Source organism: Paraburkholderia sp. BGA-UO-ETr-F12 (assembly GCF_059567945.1).
Map to the genome: position 1 here is coordinate 92,667 of NZ_JCAQOZ010000062.1, position 18,937 is coordinate 111,603.

Annotated in this window: 20 protein-coding genes; 16 read left to right on the top strand and 4 right to left on the bottom strand. The window is 62.7% G+C overall.

What is annotated here, in order from left to right; genetic code table 11:
* Positions 1 to 23: 23 nt before the first annotated feature.
* The 4 genes from AC57B6_RS30430 to AC57B6_RS30445 all read left to right on the top strand — a co-directional run bounded on the left by AC57B6_RS30430 (position 24) and on the right by AC57B6_RS30445 (position 2,047).
* Positions 24 to 158 carry a cytochrome oxidase small assembly protein gene (locus AC57B6_RS30430; RefSeq protein ID WP_028199045.1) on the top strand — a complete coding sequence of 45 codons (135 nt, stop codon included), beginning with the start codon at positions 24 to 26 and terminating at the stop codon, positions 156 to 158.
* Positions 159 to 200: 42 nt separating this feature from the next.
* Entirely contained in the window at positions 201 to 815 is a 615-nt protein-coding gene (locus AC57B6_RS30435; RefSeq protein ID WP_046566946.1) for a cytochrome c oxidase assembly protein, read from the top strand.
* Between the two features lie 32 nt (positions 816 to 847).
* Positions 848 to 1,057 carry a DUF2970 domain-containing protein gene (locus AC57B6_RS30440; RefSeq protein WP_028199047.1) on the top strand — a complete coding sequence of 70 codons (210 nt, stop codon included), beginning with the start codon at positions 848 to 850 and terminating at the stop codon, positions 1,055 to 1,057.
* Between the two features lie 132 nt (positions 1,058 to 1,189).
* Complete coding sequence (locus AC57B6_RS30445; protein WP_028199048.1) at positions 1,190 to 2,047, top strand: cytochrome c oxidase subunit 3; 858 nt, start codon at positions 1,190 to 1,192, stop codon at positions 2,045 to 2,047.
* A gap of 173 nt (positions 2,048 to 2,220) precedes the next feature.
* On the opposite strand, the gene AC57B6_RS30450 is transcribed toward AC57B6_RS30445, so the two are convergent.
* A complete protein-coding gene (locus AC57B6_RS30450; protein WP_007179452.1) occupies positions 2,221 to 2,430 on the bottom strand; it encodes a twin transmembrane helix small protein in 210 nt (69 codons plus the stop codon).
* Positions 2,431 to 2,541: 111 nt separating this feature from the next.
* Between AC57B6_RS30450 and AC57B6_RS30455 the strand changes: the two genes are divergently transcribed.
* The 5 genes from AC57B6_RS30455 (at position 2,542) to AC57B6_RS30475 (ending at position 6,674) form a co-directional block, all read left to right on the top strand.
* The gene (locus tag AC57B6_RS30455; RefSeq protein ID WP_178369023.1) at positions 2,542 to 3,258 is read left to right on the top strand and encodes an SURF1 family protein; all 717 of its coding nucleotides are present in this window, start codon (positions 2,542 to 2,544) and stop codon (positions 3,256 to 3,258) included.
* Positions 3,259 to 3,329: 71 nt separating this feature from the next.
* The gene (locus AC57B6_RS30460) at positions 3,330 to 3,992 is read left to right on the top strand and encodes an SCO family protein (RefSeq protein ID WP_046566941.1); all 663 of its coding nucleotides are present in this window, start codon (positions 3,330 to 3,332) and stop codon (positions 3,990 to 3,992) included.
* Between the two features lie 25 nt (positions 3,993 to 4,017).
* Entirely contained in the window at positions 4,018 to 5,127 is a 1,110-nt protein-coding gene (locus tag AC57B6_RS30465) for a COX15/CtaA family protein (protein WP_028199051.1), read from the top strand.
* A 6-nt stretch (positions 5,128 to 5,133) separates the two neighbouring features.
* A complete protein-coding gene (gene cyoE / locus AC57B6_RS30470; protein WP_028199052.1) occupies positions 5,134 to 6,039 on the top strand; it encodes a heme o synthase in 906 nt (301 codons plus the stop codon).
* 5 nt (positions 6,040 to 6,044) lie between these two features.
* Positions 6,045 to 6,674, top strand: coding sequence for an SCO family protein (locus tag AC57B6_RS30475; protein ID WP_028199053.1), 630 nt, complete (start codon positions 6,045 to 6,047; stop codon positions 6,672 to 6,674).
* Positions 6,675 to 6,740: 66 nt separating this feature from the next.
* Here AC57B6_RS30475 and AC57B6_RS30480 read toward each other — a convergent pair whose 3' ends face one another.
* Entirely contained in the window at positions 6,741 to 7,031 is a 291-nt protein-coding gene (locus AC57B6_RS30480) for a YciI family protein (protein ID WP_028199054.1), read from the bottom strand.
* A 279-nt stretch (positions 7,032 to 7,310) separates the two neighbouring features.
* Between AC57B6_RS30480 and AC57B6_RS30485 the strand changes: the two genes are divergently transcribed.
* Positions 7,311 to 8,867 (top strand): methyl-accepting chemotaxis protein, encoded by a 1,557-nt coding sequence (locus tag AC57B6_RS30485; RefSeq protein WP_454804976.1) that lies wholly within the window; start codon positions 7,311 to 7,313, stop codon positions 8,865 to 8,867.
* A 153-nt stretch (positions 8,868 to 9,020) separates the two neighbouring features.
* Complete coding sequence (locus tag AC57B6_RS30490; RefSeq protein WP_030099938.1) at positions 9,021 to 9,833, top strand: MetQ/NlpA family ABC transporter substrate-binding protein; 813 nt, start codon at positions 9,021 to 9,023, stop codon at positions 9,831 to 9,833.
* A gap of 96 nt (positions 9,834 to 9,929) precedes the next feature.
* On the opposite strand, the gene AC57B6_RS30495 is transcribed toward AC57B6_RS30490, so the two are convergent.
* Positions 9,930 to 10,856, bottom strand: a complete 927-nt coding sequence (locus AC57B6_RS30495) for a bifunctional helix-turn-helix transcriptional regulator/GNAT family N-acetyltransferase (RefSeq protein WP_028199057.1) — start codon at positions 10,854 to 10,856, stop codon at positions 9,930 to 9,932.
* A gap of 371 nt (positions 10,857 to 11,227) precedes the next feature.
* Between AC57B6_RS30495 and AC57B6_RS30500 the strand changes: the two genes are divergently transcribed.
* The 5 genes from AC57B6_RS30500 to nagE all read left to right on the top strand — a co-directional run bounded on the left by AC57B6_RS30500 (position 11,228) and on the right by nagE (position 18,655).
* The gene (locus tag AC57B6_RS30500) at positions 11,228 to 11,962 is read left to right on the top strand and encodes a GntR family transcriptional regulator (protein WP_028199058.1); all 735 of its coding nucleotides are present in this window, start codon (positions 11,228 to 11,230) and stop codon (positions 11,960 to 11,962) included.
* A 110-nt stretch (positions 11,963 to 12,072) separates the two neighbouring features.
* Positions 12,073 to 13,176, top strand: coding sequence for an N-acetylglucosamine-6-phosphate deacetylase (gene nagA / locus AC57B6_RS30505; protein ID WP_028199059.1), 1,104 nt, complete (start codon positions 12,073 to 12,075; stop codon positions 13,174 to 13,176).
* Positions 13,169 to 14,176 carry an SIS domain-containing protein gene (locus AC57B6_RS30510; protein WP_496422733.1) on the top strand — a complete coding sequence of 336 codons (1,008 nt, stop codon included), beginning with the start codon at positions 13,169 to 13,171 and terminating at the stop codon, positions 14,174 to 14,176. The genes nagA and AC57B6_RS30510 overlap by 8 nt, the downstream gene beginning before the upstream one ends.
* Before the next feature lie 11 nt (positions 14,177 to 14,187).
* On the top strand, positions 14,188 to 16,779 hold the full coding sequence (ptsP, locus tag AC57B6_RS30515) for a phosphoenolpyruvate--protein phosphotransferase (protein ID WP_496422720.1): 2,592 nt from the start codon (positions 14,188 to 14,190) through the stop codon (positions 16,777 to 16,779).
* Positions 16,780 to 16,876: 97 nt separating this feature from the next.
* Positions 16,877 to 18,655: an N-acetylglucosamine-specific PTS transporter subunit IIBC gene (gene nagE / locus AC57B6_RS30520; RefSeq protein WP_496422721.1), complete on the top strand. Its 1,779-nt coding sequence runs from the start codon at positions 16,877 to 16,879 to the stop codon at positions 18,653 to 18,655.
* 138 nt (positions 18,656 to 18,793) lie between these two features.
* Here nagE and cydX read toward each other — a convergent pair whose 3' ends face one another.
* Positions 18,794 to 18,910, bottom strand: coding sequence for a cytochrome bd-I oxidase subunit CydX (gene cydX / locus AC57B6_RS30525; RefSeq protein WP_028199063.1), 117 nt, complete (start codon positions 18,908 to 18,910; stop codon positions 18,794 to 18,796).
* Positions 18,911 to 18,937 lie beyond the last annotated feature (27 nt).

Here is an 18,937-nt window from a genome sequence, read left to right on the forward strand (position 1 = left end):
CGAAAGTATTCAGAAAGTCGAGCATGACGCGCAATCCTCAAGAAAGGCGTACACCCGAGCAGATTCGCGCGGGCAACCGGCGGATCGGTTTTGTGATGCTCGCCATTGCCGCGGCCTTTTTCGCGAGCGTCATCATCAAGCAGTGCTGGTTCGCCTGACGCAGCGAACAAGTGTGATTTGCAGGTCTGTTGAGGATTGAGATGTCGACGCAACCGCCGGCTCAGGCCGATCGCTCTTTTAACCGTTCGATGTTGATCAAGCTGTTCATCGTCGCGTTGATGATGTTCGGCTTTGGTTTCGCGCTGGTGCCGATGTACCGCGCGATCTGCCAGATCACCGGTATCAACAACCTCGTGCAGCGCGATGCCACGGTGCGCGAGGCGAAGAATACGCAGGTCGACATGAGCCGCACGATTTCGATCGAATTCGATGCGAACGCGCGCGGCCCGCTGGGTTTCAAGCCGGAGCAGCGTAGTCTCGACGTGCATCCGGGCGAAGTGACGACAGTGATGTACGAGGTCAGCAACGAACAGGCGCGCACGATACAGGCGCAAGCCATTCCGAGCTATGCGCCGAAGCAGGCCACCGAGTACTTCAGGAAGATCGAGTGTTTCTGTTTTACGCAGCAGACTTTGACGGCGAATCAGACGAAGCGGATGCCGGTGGTGTTCGTGGTCGATCCAAAGTTGCCGAAGGATGTGAAAACGATCACGTTGTCGTACACGTTCTTCGAGTTGAATACGCCGGCAGCGGCGACGGCCGGAAGTGCATCACCCACGGCCAATACGGCGGCAACCACCGCCAATCCCGCCTGACGGTTTGCGCCGCGGGCGAAGGAAGAAGAGTAATGAGCGATAACAGCGGCGCGCCACGCAAGAGCAGTTTCGGCCAGTCGATGAAAGCCGTGTTCTGGTCGTTTTTTGGGGTGCGAAAGCGTCGTGATCTGGAAGCGGATGCCACGCAGTTGAATCCGCTGCATGTGATCGTGGCGGCATTGATCAGCGCGGCCATTTTCATCGGTGTGCTGATCCTGGTCGTGCGCGCGGTGGTGGGCTGAGGCATTCAGGCTCAAGCGTAGTACGGGGCGCAGCAGAGCCCACGAATTAGAGTGAAGCGGTGCGGTATCGACGCGCCGCCGAAGATACAGCCGGAGATTCCGGAACAACTGGACTGAAGTGGAGAATCAAGAATGAGCGGTCAAAACGAGAGCCCGTACTATTTCGTACCGCATCCGTCGCGGCATCCGATCAGCGCCGCTGCCGGGTTGCTGGTCATGCTCGGATCGCTTGCGGCCTGGATCAACGACCATGAGCTGGCACCGCTCGGCGTCGTCGTCGGTCTGCTGTGGCTGCTGTATACGTTGTGGCACTGGTTCGGCGACGCGATCGCGGAATCCGAAGGTGGCATGTACGGCAAGAATGTCGACAAGTCGTACCGCTGGAGCATGAGCTGGTTCATCTTCTCCGAAGTGATGTTCTTCGGCGCCTTCTTCGGTGCGCTGTTCTACGCACGCGAAATCGCGCTGCATCAACTCGGCAGTCTCGACTACAAGCTGATCTGGCCGGATTTCTCGGCTGTGTGGCCGAACAACGGTCCGGCAGCGCTGGTTTCGACCTTCAAGTCGATGCAGCCGTGGCCGGTGCCGACCATCAACACCGCGCTGCTGCTGTCGTCCGGCGCTACGTTGACGGTTTCGCACCACGCACTGCGTGAAGATCATCGCAAGAAAGCGATTATCTGGCTGGCGGCTACGCTGGTGCTCGGCGTCTGCTTCCTGTTCCTGCAGGGCTTCGAGTATTTCCACGCGTATAACGAATTGAACCTGACGCTGTCCTCGGGTGTGTACGGTTCGACGTTCTTCCTGCTGACGGGCTTCCACGGGTTCCACGTGTTCCTCGGCGGCACGATGCTGGCTGTGGTGCTGGTGCGGATGATTCGCGGCCACTTCACGGCGGAGCATCACTTTGCATTCGAAGGCGCCGCCTGGTACTGGCACTTTGTGGACGTCGTGTGGCTTGGGCTGTACGTCGTCGTGTACTGGCTGTAACGCAGTCTGGCCTGCGCCGACCGGTTTTTTCGGAGTGCGCAGGCCGTTCGCGCAGCGCCTTTGTCAGGGCGCTTCGTACAAGCAGTACGCAAGTTATGCAGCGCCGCCCTCGACCCTGTCAGGGCGGCGTTTTGTTTGGTGAGTCTGGCGGCGTAAGGCGTTTTGCGCGGGGCTCAACGCCCGTAGGGAATGCCGGTCGACTGAATCCAGCCCATCCAGTGTGCGAATAGGATGAACAGGAACAGCGAAATCGAAAGACCCACCCGCGTGGCGAGCGACCAGACCATCCGCTTGGTTTTGCCCTTGTCATGCATCATGAAGTACAGCGCCGACACCATGCTGGCGATGATCAGGACGAAGGCGATGGGAACGAGAATGTGCATGGAACCAACTGAAACTGGGAAGCGCAGAGGCAAGATGGTTATTATCGCACCGCGCGCCGGCGTCTGCCGCAGGTTCCGGGCGAGGCCGCAAGCGGTGGTGGAGCGCGTTCGATGAAGTTTCGTCTGGTTCCCGCACTGCTGATTCTGCTTGTCATCGTGGTGACGGTGCGGCTTGGTTTCTGGCAACGCGACCGTGCCCATCAGAAGGAAGCGCTCGAAGCGCGGATTACGCGATTCGAAGATGCACCCGCTGTGCCTGTCAGTGCCCGGCCGGTCGAACTGAAGGACATCGAATTCCATCGCGTGAAAGCGCGCGGCAGTTTCGTCGCGGACAAAGTCGTCTATCTGGATAATCGCCCGTATAACGATCAGCCGGGCTTTTACGTCGTGATGCCTTTTAAACTGGCCGACGGCGGTTATGTGCTGGTCAATCGCGGCTGGTTGCCGCGCAACACGAGCAATCGCGAGACCATCGCGCCGTACTCCACGCCGCAAGGCGAGATCGAGATCGAAGGCATTGCGCGCGCCGATGCGTCGCGTGCGTTCGAGCTGGGGCAGGGCGGGTCCGCCGCGCATCAGAAGATCCGTCAGAATCTGGATACGGCGGCGTACGCCGCGGAAACCGGGCTGCCGTTGCAATCGTTCGTGATCCAGCAGTTGAGCGACGACGGTGACAAGCTGGTGCGCGACTGGCCGGCGCCGACAACCGGCGTCGAACGCAACTATGGCTATATGTTCCAGTGGTGGGGCATGGCGGCCGCGGCCCTCGTGTTCGGTCTGTACGCCGCGCGCCGCGCCGCAAAGAAAGAGCACGCGCAGAGCGTGTAACGCATCGCCTGTGGTTTCCCGTACCCCCAACAAGGGCCCGAAACCGCGCTATTCCTGAAAGAGGTCCCGTAGTGTCGACGCAATCTCCCCGTTCGCCGCAAGCCGGCAAACCCGCAGCTCCGCAAGTGATGGCAGGTCAACCCAATAGCCGGGGATCGTGGAAGCGGGGTCGCTGGATGCTGCTGTTGCTGGCGCTCATCTGCGCCGCACCGATCGCCGTGTCGTATTTCGTCTATTACGTGGTCAAACCGGCCGGCGGCACCACGAACTACGGCGCGCTGGTCGAACCGCAGCGGCCGATTCCCGATTCGCTCGTGGTGACGGGTGAAGACGGCAAGCCGCTCAAGCTCGCGTCGCTGCGCGGCCACTGGCTGATGATCTCCGTCGACAACAGCGCATGCGACAAAGCTTGCGCCACCAAGCTGTACTTCATGCGACAAATCCGCGCAGCTCAGGGCCCGGAACGCGAGCGCGTCGTGGAAGTGTGGCTGCGCACCGATGCAGGCAACGTGTCCGACGTGATACAAAAGGCCTATCCCGATACCGACATGCTGATTGCCAACCCGGCGCAGGTGTCCGCATGGCTGCCGACCGATACCGGCACCCAAGTCACCGACCACATCTACCTGGTCGATCCGAACGGTAATCTGATGATGCGTTTTCCAAAAGATCCGAATCCCAGCAAGATCAAGGGCGACCTGACCAAGCTGCTCAAATGGTCGAGGATCGGCTGACGCCGCAACCAGGGTAAGAAGAAAGATGTTCGTACTGCAATTGGCCCTGATCGGCTTGTGTATCGCGTTGTTGCCGTTGTCCTATGTGTGGGTCAAGGCCGACGACAACAAATTCCGCAAGCTGGTGTGGCTTACCACCTTCCTGACGCTGGATCTGGTGATGTTCGGCGGCTTTACGCGGCTCACCGATTCCGGTCTCGGCTGCCCCGACTGGCCTGGCTGCTATGGCACGTCGTCGCCGTTCATCGCGCACGCCGCGATTACCGCCGCGCATCAATTGATGCCCACTGGTCCGGTCAGCATGACCAAAGCCTGGATCGAAATGATCCACCGTTACTTCGCGATGGCTATCGGCGTGCTGATCATCGCGCAGACCCTAATTGCGTGGACTGCGCGTATCAAGCGCCGTCCGCTGCATGTGTCGCCGTGGTGGCCGACTTCGCTGCTGCTGCTGATTCTGGTGCAGGGCGCGTTCGGTGCGTGGACCGTGACCATGAAGCTGCAGCCGATTATCGTCACGACCCACTTGCTGCTCGGCCTCGCCTTGCTCGGCACGCTCGGCTGGCTGGCCGCGCGCCAGACGCCGCTGCCGGCCCATGAGCCCGAGGCCGCGCGCTGGCGTGCGGCGGCGCTCGCCGGTCTCGTGCTGCTGGTCGTGCAGATCGCGTTGGGCGGCTGGGTCAGCACCAACTACGCGGTGCTCGCCTGCACGGACTTCCCGACCTGCAATGGCCAATGGATCCCGCCGATGGACTTCGCGCACGGCTTCCACTTGTGGCGCGCGCTCGGTATGACCGGCGACGGCGACATGATCACGCAAGACGCGCTGGTCGCCATCCACTGGACGCATCGCACGTTCGCGATTGTCGTGGTTGCCTATTTGCTGTGGCTGGCGCTGAAGCTGCGCCGTTTCGAGTCGCTGCGGCGCCCGGCCAATGGCGTCTTGCTGGTGGTGCTGATCCAGTTCATCACCGGCTTATCGAACATCGTTCTGCAATGGCCGTTGCCCATTGCGGTCGCGCATAACGGGGGGGCCGCAATCCTGCTGCTTCTGCTCGTTATGTTAAACTTTCGGATCGCTTATAGCCGTCCCGGCCGCGCCGTGTTGCCTGCGCGCGATGCCGCGCCAGCGTGACCCCACATGGACAGCACAACACTCTCCCAAACGCCCGGTAGCCGGGTCTCCCAGTACATCGCCCTGACCAAGCCGCGCGTCACGCAGCTCGCTGTGTTCTGCGCCGTCATCGGCATGTTTCTGTCGACGCCCGGCATGGTGCCGTGGACCGTTCTGATCGGCGGCACCGTCGGCATCTGGCTGCTGGCCGGTGCGGCGTTCGCCATCAATTGCCTGATGGAACAGAAGATCGACGCGAAGATGCGTCGCACGTCGTGGCGGCCGTCCGCGCGCGGCGAAATCACGACCCCGCAGATCCTGCTGTTTTCGGCCGTGCTCGGCGGCCTCGGCATGTGGACGCTCTACACGTTCGCCAATCCGCTGACCATGTGGCTCACGCTCGCCACTTTCGTCGGCTATGCGGTCATTTATACGCTGCTGCTCAAACCGGCCACGCCACAGAACATCGTGATCGGCGGCGCGTCCGGCGCGATGCCGCCGGCGCTCGGTTGGGCCGCAGTCACCGGCCACGTGCCGGGCGACGCGTGGATTCTCGTGCTGATCATTTTCGTGTGGACGCCGCCACATTTCTGGGCGCTCGCACTGTATCGCCGCAAAGACTACGAAAACGCCGGTCTGCCGATGCTGCCGAATACGCACGGCGAAAAGTACACGCGCCTGCATATTCTGCTGTACACGGTGATCCTGTTCGCGGTCACGATGATGCCGTTTATCTCCGGTATGAGCGGCGCGGTGTATCTCGTGGCGGCGGTGTTGCTCGGTGCCGTATTCCTCGCGTATGCGTGGAAGATCTATCGGGAGTATTCCGACGATCTGGCGCGCAAGACTTTCCGTTATTCGATCGTCTATCTGTCGGTGCTGTTCGTCGCGCTGTTGATCGACCACTATGCGCGCGTCGTGATCGGCGCGTAACACCCATGCTTACACAACGCTTTGTGCAGAAGGCGCGTGCCGCCGCGCGAGTCACCCTGATCGCTTGCGCACTTGGCGGTGCGCTGCTGGTGGCAGGCTGCGGCAAGCAGCCGCCGGCTTTCCAGAATCTCGACATCACCGGCAATACGCAATTCGGCAGCGACTTTTCGCTGCCCGACACGTCCGGCAAGATCCGCACAATGGCGGATTACAAAGGCAAAGTAGTCGTGCTGTTCTTCGGCTACACGCACTGCCCGGACGTCTGCCCGACCACGATGGCCGAGCTCTCGCAGGCTCTCCAGCAACTCGGTCCGGAAGACGCGAAGCGCGTGCAGGTGCTGTTCGTCACCGTCGATCCCGATCGCGACACACCGGCCCTGCTCGCGCAATACGTGCCGGCGTTCAATCCGACGTTCGTCGGCTTGCGTCCGGCGGACCAGGCGCAACTCACCAAAATCACGAAAGACTTCCGCGTGTACTACGCGAAAGTACCGGGCAAGACGCCCGATAGCTATACGATGGATCACACGGCGGCCAGCTATGTGTTCGACACAGATGGCAAGCTGCGTCTGTTCGCGCGCGATGGCCAGGGCGCTACGCCGTGGGTGCACGATATCAAGCTGCTGCTCGATTGACGTATTAGTGCAGACGGGCGCGTGCCTCTGCCGCGCGCCCGTATTCAAATCCCTTCGCTGTAATCCTCAAGCCGGCATCGGCAAATTCATTCCCGGCGCCAATCGCGTTGCCTTGAACTCCGTCACCTCGTAACGCGCGAGCTTCTGCTCGGCGAACGGGTCGCTGGCGAGAATCTCATCCAGCTTATCGCGCTCGATGCGCACCGCCAGAATGATGCCGCCGTCTCGCGGCACTTTCGGCCCGGCAGCTACGAATACGCCCGATTCGAAGTGTCTTGTCAGAAACGCGCGGTGTGCTTCGAGTGCGTCGTCCACGCGTTCGAGCGATGCGGTGTAGATGAGATTGATGACGTACATGAGCGTTCTCGTAAGCGAATGGCTGGGCCGCATGGATTTGCGGGCAATGGCCTTCGATTATCTGTCACCGGACGATTCGTTGCGCGCCATCCATACCTGCTTATGTTGTGCTCTCTCAGCCATCGCTTGCTTACAAGTTGCCTCAAGTCGCGCAGTCGACATGCCGATATACCTCTAGCAATCGTTTGCGCGCCAGGTCGTCAGCGCATTCGCAGCGCGCGAGACGGCATCGGCATCGGCATGCAAACAGAACACGAACACAAGAGAGAGATCGCAACAATGAGCAGGATGAGTTTGAATCGCAAACTATGGTTGTCGCTTGCGCTCGTCTGGCTGGGGCTGCTCGGCGTCGGGCTGTGGAGCGCGGTTGAAACGCGCAGCACGATGCTGGCCGAGCGCAAGGCGGGCATGGTGAATCTTGTCGACGCGGCGCAGGGCGTTGTGAAGGGCTACTACGCGCTTTCGCAGAGCGGCAAGATGAGCGAGGCCGACGCCCAGCGCGAAGCGCTCGCCCGTCTCGCCACCATGCGTTACGGCGAATCCGGCTATCTGTTCGTGATGGACTCGAAGCCGGTCGTGCTGATGCACCCGACGCTGCCGCAAATGACCGGCAAGGCGGTCGGCGATTTCAAGGATCCGGACGGCAAGCTGCTGTATGTGGCGATCGTCGACGCAGCTAAAGCAAGCGGCCAAGGCTTCGCGGAATATCGCGGACGCTTGCCGCACAGTGAAACCGCCGTGCCGAAAATCAGCTACGTGGTGCGTTTCGCGCCATGGGACTGGAACATCACGAGCGGCGTGTTCATCAAGGACATCGACACGGTCTACTACCAAACACTGTTGGGCCACCTGCTCGTTGTGCTGGTGATCGGCGCGATCATTTCGCTGGCGATGGTGCTGATCATCCGCAACGTGCGCGCGAGTCTCGGCGGTGAGCCGGACCAGGCGGCGCGCCTTGCCGCAAGCATCGCCAAGGGCGATCTCACCCAGGTGGTCGAGGTTCGCGCGCAGGATAAAACCAGCATGATGGCGGCCATGCACGAGATGCAGAGCCGTTTGCAGCGGACCATCGGCGAGATTCGTCATTCGGCGGAATCGATTGCCTCGGCGACCCAGCAGATCGCCGCCGGCAACGGCGATCTATCACAGCGCACCGAGCAGCAGGCCGCCTCGTTGCAGGAGACGGCGGCGAGCATGGAAGAGCTCACCGCGACGGTCAAGCAGAACGCGGACAACGCGCGCCAGGCGAGTGGCCTGGCTCATAGTGCATCGGAAATCGCGACGCGCGGCAACGACGTGGTGAGCCGCGTGATCGGTACGATGGGCGAGATCAATGACAGCTCGCGGCAGATTGCCGACATCATCGGTGTGATCGAAGGCATTGCGTTCCAGACCAATATTCTGGCGCTGAACGCGGCGGTCGAAGCCGCCCGCGCCGGCGAGCAAGGCCGTGGCTTTGCGGTGGTCGCCGGGGAAGTGCGCAGCCTCGCGCAACGCTCGGGAACGGCGGCCAAGGAGATCAAGCAGTTGATCGGCGCTTCGGTGGAGCGTGTGCATAACGGTTCGACGCTGGTCCAGCAGGCCGGTACGACGATGGGCGAGATTCTGCAAGCGGTGCAGCGTGTCACGGACATCATGGGCGAAATCGCGGCGGCCTCAGAAGAGCAGAGCAGCGGGATTTCGCAAGTGGGCCGCGCAGTCACGCAGATGGACGAAGTGACGCAGCAGAACGCCGCACTGGTCGAACAGGCCGCGGCGGCTGCGGCGTCATTGCAGGATCAGGCTGGGCGCCTGCGTGACACAGTGAGCGCATTTCGCGTGAACGCCGCCGCATAAGAGGCACAAGGCGCATAAGGATATGCGATCGTGATATTTCCCATCTCGCTGGGCATATGAGACCATTTGCGGTCCAGTTGGCGGCGCGAGCGTAGCAGCGCTGCCGCCGGCTTCCACCCGAATCTGACATCGATCAGAAAAAGCGAGATTTACATGCAGCGCAGAAATATCCTCAAAGCCCTCTCGGCTGTGGTCGCCGGTGCGGCGATCTTCACCAGCTTCGGCGCACATGCCGACGACAAGGTCATCAAGGTCGGCACGATCGGCGGCCCGGATGCGCAGATCTGGGAAGTCGTCACGAAAGTAGCGAAGCGCGAAGGCCTGAACGTAAAGGTCGTCGAATTCAACGACTACGTGCAGCCGAACGCCGCGCTCGACGCAGGCGATCTGGACGCCAACAGCTTCCAGCACCAGCCGTACCTCGACAGCCAGGTCAAGCAGCGCGGCTACAAGATCGTCAACGCCGGTCTGACCTACATTTCGCCGCTCGGCATCTATTCGAAGAAGCTGAAGTCGCTGAAGGATCTGGCGCAAGGCGCGAAGATCGCGGTGCCGAACGATCCGTCCAACGAGAACCGCGCGCTGCTGCTGTTGCAGGCGCAAGGCGTGATCAAGCTGAAGGCGGGCGCGGGTACGGACGGCAATAACGCCACGCCGCTCGACGTCGCCGAGAACCCGAAGAAGATCAAGCTGGTCGAGCTCGACGCAGCCCAACTGCCGCGTTCGCTGTCGGACGTCGACGCCGCCGCGATCAACACGAACTTCGCGCTGGCAGCCGGTCTGCAGCCGACCAAAGACGCGATCGCGCTCGAAGACATCCACAGCCCGTACGCGAACCTGATCGCCGTGCGTGCGCAGGACAAGGACAAGCCGTGGGTCAAGAAGCTGGTCGCGGCTTACCAGTCGGAAGACGTGCGCCAGTTCATCAAGACGCAGTTCAAGGGTTCGGTGGTGCCATCGTTCTAAGCGGCACCCCTTTCATCCTAAGCTGGAAAACGAAAACGCCACGGTCGCAAGCCGTGGCGTTTTTTTTGTTTTCGCGTCGCGCATGCTTTGGCGAAGCTACAGCTCCAACTCCCACCGCTCGATCATCAGATCCTTGCCGAAGCGCCGCTCCGCTGTCGTGCAGGCGAGCTGGAAGCCGGCGCGCTCGCATAGCCGCCTTGGCTCCTCGAGCGTGCTGGCCGTGGTCAGCGTGAGTTTGGTGTAGCCCGCGCGTCGGGCGAACCGCACGCATTCGTTCATCAACTGCGAGCCGATGCCAAGACGCTGCACGTCCGGTTCGACCCACAAGAGCCGTACGCCCGCCACTGTCGTCGAGACCCCGACGATGCACACCGAGCCGACCACCATGCCGTCCTGATCGGCGATCCAGCACATTTCGCGCACCGGATCATGGCGTTGCGTGTAATCGGCGACGATCCGCGACAGCAGGCCTTCGAACGATTGATCCCAGCCGTATTGCGCGGAGAACCACTGCGCCTGCCGATGCACGAGCCAGCCGCAGTCGCCGGCACGGGGTTGTCGAAGGATTACGAGATCGTGTTTCGGCTTGCGGTCGAGCATCCGCTCGATCACCTTCATCGAGGTGATCAACTGTTCCTGCGAGAGCACGGTGAGGCCGTTCAGCAGCGTCGATACCTCTTCGATGGCCGCGGTATCGAGCGGCGCGTAGGCCGCGTGACCGTTGTCGGTGAGCGCAATGAGCGACTGACGCGCGTCCGAGTCGGACGGGCGCCGCGTAATCAGATCGCGTCGTTCGAAGCTGGTCAGAAGGCGGCTGAGGTAACCGCTGTCGAGGCCGAGATTGCGCCCGAGCACCGACGCCGTCTGCGCGCGTCCACGGGACAGTTCATGCAGAACGCGTACTTCCGTCAGCGAGAAGGCGCTTTTAGCCAGATGCTCGTGCAGGGCACCGATGTGCTGGGTATAGAAGCGGTTGAAATGGCGGACGGCCTGAGCACGCCGCAGCGCCTCGGAATCTGTCAAATGCTGCTCCCCGGGGAGTTTTTGTGGCTTGCTACCCAGCACTATATTGGAAGGCATCTCATTAAAAAAGCCGCACGGCCGAAGGCTACACCAAAGTGGTATCACACAGGTATCGCTCTCAGGGTATGTCGTTTGACCCGATAGAGGACCAATGGGCCTGCTGGATACGCCGCGCATCTCGAATACGGGTAAATCCCGATCCCTGTAAACGACCCTCCAGAGCCCGAAAATCGCCTTCTAACACCGACCCAGCAAGGCTTTCCGCCAATTCGTACCAGCATGGGACCAGTTGATTGACTGGTATTATGTTGGTTATATAATGGGCTCTCATTTTCGTAGGCCGCATTCTTCGAGACGACCGCCGGAGCCCCATGGAAACTCGTTGGTCCGCACTGATGCCTGACGCTCGCAACGTCACGCCACTCTATCTGCAGCTCGCGCGCAATCTGGCGACAGCGATCCACTGCGGCGTGTGGTCGGCTGGGGAGGCGCTGCCGTCGGAGCGCACGCTCTCGGACGCGATCGGCGTGTCGCGCATCACCGCGCGCAAGGCAATCGAGTTGCTGGTCGAGCAGGGCCTGATCCGGCGGGCGCGAGGCGCGGGCAGCTTCATTACGCCGCGTGTCGAAGATCCGCTGTCGCGGCTCACCGGTTTCACGAAGAAGATGCAGCAACGCGGCTTCCGGCCTGACTCGGTGTGGCTCGAGCGCGACATCCGCGCCGCCAACCGTGATGAGCTGGTGCACCTCGGCCTGTCGCCCGGCGCGGCGGTGACGAGCTTGCGGCGCCTGCGGCGCGCGGACGGCATCGTCATGGCGGTCGAGCATTCGGCGCTGCCCGCCGCGATCGTGCCCGATCCGCAGGCGATCGGCGTGTCGCTTTACAGCTATCTCGAACAACGCGGCGCCGCGATCGTGCGCGCCTTGCAGCACTTTCGCGCGGTCAATGCCTCGAGCGAGATCGCCGCGTTGATGGATATTGAACCGCGCTCGGCGCTGCTGGTCATCACCCGTATCGGGTATAGCGCGGACCAGCGTGCGATCGAATTGACCGACACCTATTGCCGCGACGATTACTACGATTTTGTCGCTGAATTGCGCACCTGATCGATGTGCCTGACTGGCGCATGCGAGTAGGCCGCGCGGCTCGCTGTCATGTGCGGCGCCATCGAGCGCATTTCAGTCGCACCCCGCATTACGCCTCACCAGAGAGACTCATGCTGACCGGAAACATACTCACCACCGATGGGTGGATTCACGGCACGCTCGAATACGAAAACGGCCGCATCACGGCGCTGACCGGCGAACGCACCGATCCGGCGAAGAACGACGCGCCCTACATCCTGCCTGGCTTCATCGATCTGCACGTGCATGGCGGCGGCGGTTCCGACGTGATGGAAGGCGGCGACGCGATCGAAACCATCACCCGCACGCATGCGCGTTACGGTACGACCAGCCTGCTCGCCACCACGATGACCGCGCCGCGCGCCGAGCTGATGAATGTCGTCGCGGGCTTGGGCAACAACGCGCGGATTCGCACACCAGGCGGCGCGCGCGTGCTCGGCGTTCATCTTGAAGGTCCGTATATCAACCCGGGCAAACTCGGCGCGCAGCCGGACGCCGCCGTGTCCGCGGTGATGGACGAAGTGCTGAAGTATCTGTCGATCGCGCCGATTCGCGTGGTCACGCTGGCGCCGGAAATCGCCGGCCATATGGAGATTATTTCCGAGATGGCGGCGCGTGGTGTGCGCGTGCAACTCGGCCATTCACTCGGCACGTACGACGACGCCGTCGCCGCGCTCAAGCACGGCGCATGCGGTTTCACGCACCTGTTCAACGCGATGTCGCCGCTGCATCACCGTAACCCAGGCCTTGTCGGCGCCGCGCTCGCGCACGCTGAATTCGCCGAAATCATTCCCGACTTGCTGCACGTTCATCCGGGCGCGATCCGCGCCGCGTTGCGCGCGATTCCCCGTCTCTACGTGGTGACTGACAGCACTTCGGCCACCGGCATGCCCGACGGCGAATACCGCCTCGGCAGCCAGCATGTGACGAAGTGTCTCGGCGGTGTGCGTCTTGCCGACGGCACACTCGCCGGCAGCACCCTGACGATGGATCAGGCGCTGCGCAATCTCGTATCGATCGGCTTGCCGATCGCCGATGTTTCAAACCGTTTGTCGCGCTACGCCGCCGACTACCTCGGCATCGAAGACCGCGGCCGCATTGCACGCGGCGCGTGGGCCGATGTGGTCGTGTTCGATCGTGAACTGGCGTTGACGGCGACATACGTCGAAGGAGAATCAATTGTCGAATATGCTTAAAGAGGCGCTGGCGTCCGCTGAAACGGTCGCCGCGCAGCTCGCGGACACCTCGCGCGTCGAGGCGCTGGCAGCGAAGCTCGCCCAGCAACCGCGCCATGTCGCGCTGACGGTCGCGCGCGGCAGCTCGGATCACGCGGCGAGTTACTTCGCAAGCCTGACGATGAGCCGCCTCGGCGTGCCGGTCGCGTCGCTGCCGATGTCGGTTGCGACGCTCCAGCAAGCGCCGCTGCAGGTACGCGATCAGCTCGCGCTGGCGTTCTCGCAGTCGGGCAAGAGCCCGGATCTGGTCGGCACGATGGAAGCGCTGCGCAAGGCCGGTGCGTTGACGGTCGCTGCGGTGAACGCGCCGAACTCGCCGCTGGCGGACGCGTGCGAATTCCACCTGCCGCTCATGGCCGGCCCGGAACTGAGCGTCGCGGCAACCAAGAGCTATATCGCCATGCTGTCGATCTCCGCGCAACTGGTCGCTCACTGGCAGAAGGACGACGCGTTGCTTGGCGCGTTGAACACGTTGCCGGACGCGCTTCAGAGCGCCGGCAAGCTCAACTGGTCGAAAGCCGTGGACGAACTGCGCGGCATCGAACGCATGATCGTGATTGGCCGTGGTCTGGGTCTCGCGATTGCGCAGGAAGCCGCGCTGAAATTGAAAGAGACGTCCGGCATTCAGGCTGAAGCGTTTTCGAGCGCCGAAGTGCGCCACGGTCCGATGGAACTGATCGACCGCGACTATCCGCTGCTGGTGTTCGCACCGCGCGGCCCCGAGCAGGCCGGCCTGCTGCAACTCGCGCGCGACATGCAGGCGCGCGGCGCGCGCGTGCTGCTCGCGGCGCCGGGCGATGTGCCCGAAGCAACGCTGCCGCTTGCTACCACCGCTCATGCGGCGCTCGATCCGATCGCCGCGATCCTGTCCTTTTATGTGATGGCTGCCGGCCTTGCCGCCGCACGCGGGCGCAATCCTGACGCGCCACGCCATCTCAACAAAGTCACCGAAACTCACTGACGAGAAATCAGATGCGACGTGTCGAGGAGTCCCGCTTGATCAGCCATTCTGAAGGCCAAATTGTTTTGCTCGCGCCGATGACCGGTCCGGTCGTGCCGCTGGCGAATGTGCCCGACCCTGTGTTTTCGGGCGGCATGTTCGGCGATGGCATCGGCATCGATCCGCTCGAGGGGCGACTCGTCGCGCCGTGCGACGGCACGATCACCCATCTTGCACGCACCGGCCACGCGGTCACGCTCGCGACTGCCGAAGGCGTGGAGATTCTGCTGCACATCGGCATCGACACAGTCGAGCTGAATGGCCAGGGTTTCGCGCCGATGGTCGCGCAAGGCGCAACCGTGCGCACCGGCGACATCCTGATCGAATTCGATCAGGACCGGGTTGCGCTGAACGCGCCGAGCCTCGTCTCGGTCATCGCGATCGCCAATTCGGATGCGTTCGAAATCGTCGAGCGGGCGCCGGGCGGCATGCTGAAGGCCGGCGAAACGCCGCTACTGGTGCTGCGTGCTCGCGGTGGAGAGGCGGCGCAGGCATCGCGCAAGGCGAGCGCTACCAACATAACCGAGGAAGCGCGTCAGCAAGTCACGCTGATTCACGCAGGCGGTCTGCACGCACGGCCCGCCGCGCGCGCTCGTGAAGCGGCGCGCGGTTTCGATGCGCGTGTCGAAGTGCGTTACGAAGGCCGCAAGGCGGCGATCGAGAGCGTGGTCGGTCTGCTAGGCCTCGGCGCGGGCGAAGGCGCGACGGTCGAGTTGCTCGGCGTCGGCCCGCAAGCCAAAGCCGCGATCGAAGCGATCGCCCACGAATTGACACGTGAAGCGCACGGCGAAGTCGAAGAAAAGCCGGCACGTCAAAGCTCGCCGGCGCCGCAAGCCGTTGCCCACGCAGCGGGTGAAGCGCTCGCGCCGAATACGCTCGCGGGCGTGTGCGCGGCGCCGGGCGTCGCGGTCGGCAAGCTGGTGCGTTGGGACGATGCGGATATCGATCCGCCGGAAAAGGCGAATGGCACGTCGGCGGCTGAAAGCCGTCTGCTCGATAAGGCGATTGCCACTGTCGACGCCGACCTCGGCACAACCGTGCGCGATGCTTCGCAGCGTGGCGCGGTAGGTGAGGCGGGTATCTTCGCCGTACATCGTGTGCTGCTCGAAGATCCGACCCTGGTCGACGCCGCGCGCGATCTGATCAGTCTCGGCAAGAGCGCCGGTTTTGCGTGGCGCGAAGCGATCCGTGCACAGATCGCGATCCTGACGAATATCGAAGACGCGTTGCTCGCGGAACGTGCCGCCGATCTGCGCGACATCGAAAAACGCGTATTGCGCGCGCTCGGTTATACGAATGCGGCGGCGCGCACGCTGCCGGACGAAGCGGTGCTGGCGGCTGAAGAGTTCACGCCTTCCGATCTTTCCACGCTGGATCGTTCACGCGTCACGGCGCTCGTGATGGCGCGCGGCGGAGCGACCTCGCATGCGGCGATTCTCGCGCGTCAGGCCGGCATTCCGGCGCTGGTGGCGGTCGGCGATGCATTGCATGCGATCCCTGAAGGTACGCAGGTCGTGGTAAACGCCACGACCGGCCGCCTCGAATTTGCTCCGACCGAACTCGATGTCGAACGCGCCCGTCTTGAACGTAGCCGCCTGGCCGGCATGCGCGAAGCGAATCGCCGCACGTCGCAACAAGCCGCGGTCACTGCGGACGGCCGCGCGATCGAAGTCGCCGCCAACATCGCCACGCTCGACGACGCAAAAACCGCCGTCGAAAACGGTGCCGATTCCGTCGGTCTGCTGCGCACCGAACTGCTGTTTATTCATCGCGCCGCCGCGCCGACCACGGACGAACATCGCCAGAGCTACCAGGCCATCGTCGATGCATTGAGCGGCCGCACCGCGATCATTCGCACGCTGGACGTCGGCGCGGACAAGGAAGTCGACTATCTGACGCTGCCGCCCGAACCGAATCCGGCGCTTGGACTGCGCGGCATCCGCCTCGCACAGGTGCGCCCGGATCTGCTCGACGACCAGTTGCGCGGTCTGCTGGCGGTGCAGCCGCTCGGCGCCGTGCGCATCCTGCTGCCGATGGTGACCGATGTGGGCGAGCTGATCCGCATCCGCAAGCGCATCGACGAATTCGCCCGTGAAGCGGGCCGTACGGAACCGATCGAAGTTGGCGTGATGATCGAAGTGCCGTCGGCCGCGTTGCTCGCCGATCAACTGTCGCAGCATGCGGATTTCCTCTCGATCGGCACCAACGATCTGACGCAATACACGCTTGCCATGGATCGCTGCCAGGCCGACCTCGCCGCTCAGGCGGACGGTTTGCATCCGGCGGTGCTGCGTTTGATCGCAGCGACCGTGCAGGGCGCTAACAAGCATGGCAAATGGGTCGGCGTATGCGGCGCACTGGCGGGCGATCCCGTTGCCATGCCGCTGCTCGTTGGCCTCGGCGTGACCGAGCTTTCGGTTGACCCGGTGTCGGTGCCGGGCATCAAGGCGCGCGTGCGCAACCTCGATTATCAGCTGTGCCGCCAACGCGCCCAGGATGCCCTGGCGCTCGAATCGGCGCAGGCGGTAAGAGCAGTGAGTCGCGAAACCTGGCCTTTGGACTGAACCCCACACAGTCCGCAACCAGCTTCGCATTGTCAGGACGTAACGCTACAAAACTCAACGACGACAGTCGACAACGAGACAAGGATTGGAGGTGTCAATGGATGGGAATCCGTTTCTGAAGATTCAGCGCCTGGGCCGGGCGCTGATGCTGCCGATTGCGGTGCTGCCGGTTGCCGGCTTGCTGCTGCGATTGGGCCAGCCCGATGTGTTCAACATCAAGATGATCGCCGACGCCGGCGGCGCGATCTTCGACAACTTGCCGTTGCTGTTCGCAATCGGCGTGGCGGTCGGCTTCGCGAAAGACAACAACGGCGTGGCGGGTCTCGCGGGTGCGATCGGTTATCTGATCGAAATCGCGGTGATGAAGGACATCAACGACAAGCTCAACATGGGCGTGTTGTCCGGGATCGTGGCGGGTATCGTCGCGGGCTTGCTGTACAACAGGTACAAGGACATCAAGCTGCCCGATTACCTCGCATTCTTCGGAGGGAAACGCTTCGTGCCGATTGTCACCGGCGTGGTCTGTCTGGTGATCGGCATTGTGTTCGGCTACGTATGGCAGCCGGTGCAAGGCGTGATCGACACGGCCGGTCACTGGCTGACTACAGCGGGTGCGCTCGGCGCGTTCGTGTTCGGTGTGCTGAACCGTTTGCTGCTCGTCACGGGTCTGCATCACATCCTCAATTCGCTGACGTGGTTCGTGTTCGGCACCTTCACGCCGCCGGGCGGTGCGCCGGTGACGGGCGATTTGCATCGCTTCTTCGCGGGCGACCCGACTGCGGGCACGTTCATGACGGGCTTCTTCCCGGTCATGATGTTCGGTCTGCCGGCCGCGTGTCTCGCGATGTATCACGAAGCACCGAAAGAGCGCCGCGCGATGGTGTTCGGCCTGCTCGCGTCGATGGCGCTCACCTCGTTCCTGACGGGCGTGACCGAGCCGATCGAATTCAGCTTCATGTTCCTCGCACCGGTGCTGTATGCGATCCATGCGGTGCTGACGGGCTTGTCGCTGGCAATCTGTTCGGCACTCGGGATTCACCTCGGCTTCACCTTCTCGGCTGGCTTTATCGACTACGTGCTGAACTACGGCCTGTCGACCAAGGGCTGGTGGGCGATTCCGATCGGCGTCGTGTACGCGGTGGTGTACTACGGGCTGTTCCGCTTCTTCATCCGCAAGTTCAATATGGCGACGCCGGGCCGTGAACCCGCCGCGGAAGAAGAACAGATCGAGTCGTTCGAGGCTGGCGGTTTTGTGTCGCCGGTTGCGGGCGCCGCGGTGCCGCGTGCGCAGCGTTATATCGCTGCGCTGGGTGGTGCGTCCAATCTTTCTGTGGTGGATGCCTGCACGACGCGTCTGCGTCTGTCGGTGGTCGATGCCAACAAGGTCTCGGAAAGCGAGCTGAAGACGATCGGCGCGCGCGGCGTGCTCAAGCGCGGTGCGACCAACGTGCAGGTGATTATCGGACCGGAAGCGGACATCATCGCCGATGAAATTCGCACGGTGATTGCGCAAGGCGGCGGTGCTGCGGTGAAGCCGGCGGTTGCGGCCGCGCCTGCTGTTGCTGCGGCTCCGGTGGCGGCTGCAAGCGGTGCCCTGAGCGGTGCGCTCGATCCGGACCCGATGCGTTGGCTCGCCGTGTTCGGCGGCGCGGGCAACGTCGTGTCGCTGGACGCGGTGGCGGCAACGCGTCTGCGGATCGTGGTTCGCGATCCGTCGGCGGTTGATCGTCAACGTCTCGCTACGCTCGACACGGCGTGGGTTTCGGCCGACACGTTCCATATCGTAGTGGGTGACGCCGCCCAGCGCTACGCCGCACAACTGGCGACGCGTCTGTCGCCCGGTGCAGGGGCAGGTACGGCGCCGCAACCCGCGTAATCGCATCGAGGCTTCGAGCTGAGTTGACTTCGGTCTTCCGTCGAGCTTCGGCTAAATAAGGACGCGAGTAAAAAAAGCGGCACCTTGGATCAAGGTGCCGCTTTTGCGTTTACCGGTGCTCAACCGGCAATGGATGCATCAACGTGCTTTCTGCTTGCCCGCTTCCAGAGGCCGGCGCGATTCCAGCCACATCACGTTGATTACGCCGAACGCCAACGCCACGCCAATGCCGAGAAGCCAACTGAAGTACCACATCGCAAACTCCTGTTATCCGTATTCCTG